This is a genomic window from Chitinophaga sp., assembly GCF_036569125.1.
Classification (GTDB): domain Bacteria; phylum Bacteroidota; class Bacteroidia; order Chitinophagales; family Chitinophagaceae; genus Chitinophaga.
In genome coordinates, this window is sequence record NZ_DATCRF010000151.1 from 1 (window position 1) to 3,012 (window position 3,012).

At 48.5% G+C, this 3,012-nt stretch carries 2 protein-coding genes and 1 pseudogene; 1 reads left to right on the plus strand and 2 read right to left on the minus strand.

Annotated elements, in window-relative coordinates; all coding sequences use genetic code 11:
* Nucleotides 1-289, minus strand: a pseudogene (locus VIM87_RS05445) (DUF192 domain-containing protein); the annotation flags it as partial.
* Between the two features lie 130 nt (nucleotides 290-419).
* On the opposite strand from VIM87_RS05445, the gene VIM87_RS05450 reads away from it, so the two are divergent.
* Nucleotides 420-1,709 carry a Gfo/Idh/MocA family oxidoreductase gene (locus VIM87_RS05450; RefSeq protein ID WP_331995998.1) on the plus strand — a complete coding sequence of 430 codons (1,290 nt, stop codon included), beginning with the start codon at nucleotides 420-422 and terminating at the stop codon, nucleotides 1,707-1,709.
* A gap of 135 nt (nucleotides 1,710-1,844) precedes the next feature.
* Here VIM87_RS05450 and mqnE read toward each other — a convergent pair.
* Nucleotides 1,845-3,012 (minus strand): aminofutalosine synthase MqnE (mqnE, locus tag VIM87_RS05455; protein ID WP_331995999.1); only part of this gene is annotated, 1,168 nt, incomplete at its 5' end.

Consider the following 3,012-nt stretch of genomic DNA (forward strand, 5'->3'; position numbering starts at 1 on the left):
TCATAGATCTGCGGCGCATCAGGCCCTGGGCCCTTTCATCGTCTGTTTCGGCTACCTCCATCTCTATCTTGTGGAGGGTATCGTTATTTTTTTTACCAATAAAATACAGCTCGCCCTCTTTTTTGAACTGAGGTCCATTATCTGAGGAAGTAGCCACCGTGGATGTATCGGTGGTAGTAGTGGTGGCAGTGTTATTGGCGGTACGGTTGCCGCAGCCGGCAATGTACAGGCAAAAAGCCACGTTGAAGATCCATTTAGAAGTAGTTATCAGCATTTTTACAGGTCTCATGACCCTGAAGTTAGGAAAGTTTTTTATTTTTAAGCTGAAAGCTAAAAGCGCAAAGCAGAAAGCCGGAACCCTTGCATTTAGCTTTCTGCTTTTTGCTTTCTGCCTTCAGCTTTCCTAAAATTCCACACATATGCATCGCAGATCATTCCTCAAGAACACTGCTCAGGCAGGAGTTGCTTATTCCGCATTACCCTTGTTATCATCCTTACAACGTACAGCGCCTTATAAGCTGGCGCTCATTGGCTCCGGTTGGTGGGGCATGAATATTTTACGCAGCGCCCTGCAGCACGGCGGCTGCAAGCTCATAGCCATTTGCGATGTGGATGAACGGCAGGCCAATGCGGCGCTTACTGTTATTAATACCCTTACATCTGATAAACCTAAAACGTATAGGGATTACCGTGAGCTGCTGCATAAAGAAAAACCGGAAGTAGTGATCGTTGCTACGCCTGACCACTGGCACCCGCTTATTGCCATTGCAGCCATGCAGCAGGGCGCGCATGTGTATGTGGAAAAACCCATCTGCCATACCATTAATGAAGGTAAGGCCATGGTAAAAGCGGCCCGCCAGTATAACCGGGTGGTACAGGTGGGTACGCACCGCCGGGTATCGCCGCATAATATTTCCGGCATTAACTTCCTGAAGTCGGGCAAAGCCGGGAAAATAGGGATGGTACGGGCTTTTGTGCATTACGGCGGGGGAGAAGGTAAGAAGGTGGCCGATGAAAGCGTGCCTCAGGGCCTGAACTGGGATATGTGGTGCGGGCCTGCCCCTTTACATCCCTACAACCCAACTATTCACCCCAAAGGTTTCCGGCAATACCTGGATTATGCCAACGGGCAGCTGGGCGACTGGGGCATTCACTGGATGGATCAGATCTTGTGGTGGACAGAGGAAAAATACCCGCGCAAAGTGTTCTCATCCGCCAACCGTTTCATTAAAAAAGATAATACTGATGCACCGGATACGCAGAACGTGATCTTTGAATTTGAATCCTTTACCGCTACCTGGGAACACCGCATGTATGCCGGTAATGAAGCGGAAAAGAGCAATGTAGGCTGTTACTTTTACGGCACAGAGGGTACCTTTCATATGGGCTGGCTGGATGGCTGGACGTTTTACCCATCTGACAAGAACAAATCTATTATTCATGAGGCGCCGGTGCTGCATAAGCCTGATGATCAGAACATCCCGGAGCTGTGGGCTGATTTTATGCAATCTATTCAGCAAAATCATTCACCGGTGTGCGATATTGCTATTGGGCAACGCTCTACCAATATGAGCCTGCTGGGTATGCTGTCTTATAAATTAGGCCGTAGCATTGAGTGGGATGGGGAACAGCAGCTGATCAAAAATGATGAAGAGGCGAATAAGCTGTTGCAAAGGAAGTATAGAGGAGAGTGGGAATACCCGGTGTGAATGCGAAACGCTTAATGTTGAACGGGGAATGTATGCCTTCACGTTCAACATTAAGCGTTTTTTATAATTTGCTTTTCCGTGTGATATCTCTATACGGAGTACTTAATTCGTAATTCGTAATTGACCAATTCGTAATTAATTCTTAGCCAGCTCTTCTTCTGTAAACACCTCATCCGTGTAATCTTTGATCTCGTTATACACGGTATCACGTTCCACAGGGCGGCGGCCGGCTTGTTTAATGAGCATGGCCAGCTGCGCAGTGTTCAGGGAAGGGTTTTGCTCTTCCGCACCGGCCATAGAGTAGATCTTGGTAGTATCGTCAATAGTGCCGTCCAGGTCATTTACCCCAAAGGATAAGGTGAGCTGTGAGGTGCTTCTGCCCAGCATAGGCCAGTAGGCTTTCAGGTGGGGGAAGTTATCCATATACAAACGCGCTACGGCATACATCTTCAGGTCCTCAATAATACCGGATTCCTTTACGTGCGACATTTCATTATCCTTGTTACGGAACTTCAGCGGTATAAAGGTATTGAAGCCATGGGTTTCATCCTGCAGCTGGCGCAGGCGTTCCATATGATCTATGCGGTGATGATACTGTTCTATATGGCCGTACAGCATGGTGGCATTGGTGTGCATGCCCAGATTGTGTGCGGTGCGGTGAATGTTTAACCAGCCTTCTGCATCCACCTTATCGTGGCAGATCTGTGAACGGATCTCCGGTGCAAAGATCTCTGCACCGCCACCGGGCATGGATTGCAGGCCGGCTTCGTTCATAATACGCATGCCTTCTTCCACACTTACCTTTGCTTTGCGGAACATATAATCCAGCTCCACGGCGGTAAAACCTTTAATGTGCAGGTCCGGGCGGTGAGCTTTTATTTTGCGCATCAGGTCACAGAAGAATTCCAGGTTCATTTTAGGATGCACCCCGCCTACAATATGTACTTCGGTTACGGGTTTGCCATCATAGCCTTTTACAATGTCCAGCATCTGGTCTGTGCTCAGTTCCCAGCCTTCTTCCTTGTGCTTGTAGGAGCGGGAGTATGCGCAGAACTTACAGGTGAAAATGCAAACGTTGGTAGGCTCTATATGAAAGTTGCGGTTAAAGTAGGTTTTGTGCCCGTGCAGGCGTTCCCTCATCTGGTTGGCCAGGGCGCCTAAAAATGTTACGTCCCCTTTTTCAAACAGGATAATGCCCTCTTCCGGTGTAATCCGCTGCTGGGCCAGCACTTTTTCTCCTATCTTTTTCAGGTCTGCATCCAGGTTGGGTTGCTGCAGGAGCGTACTTACAGCAGGATATTCT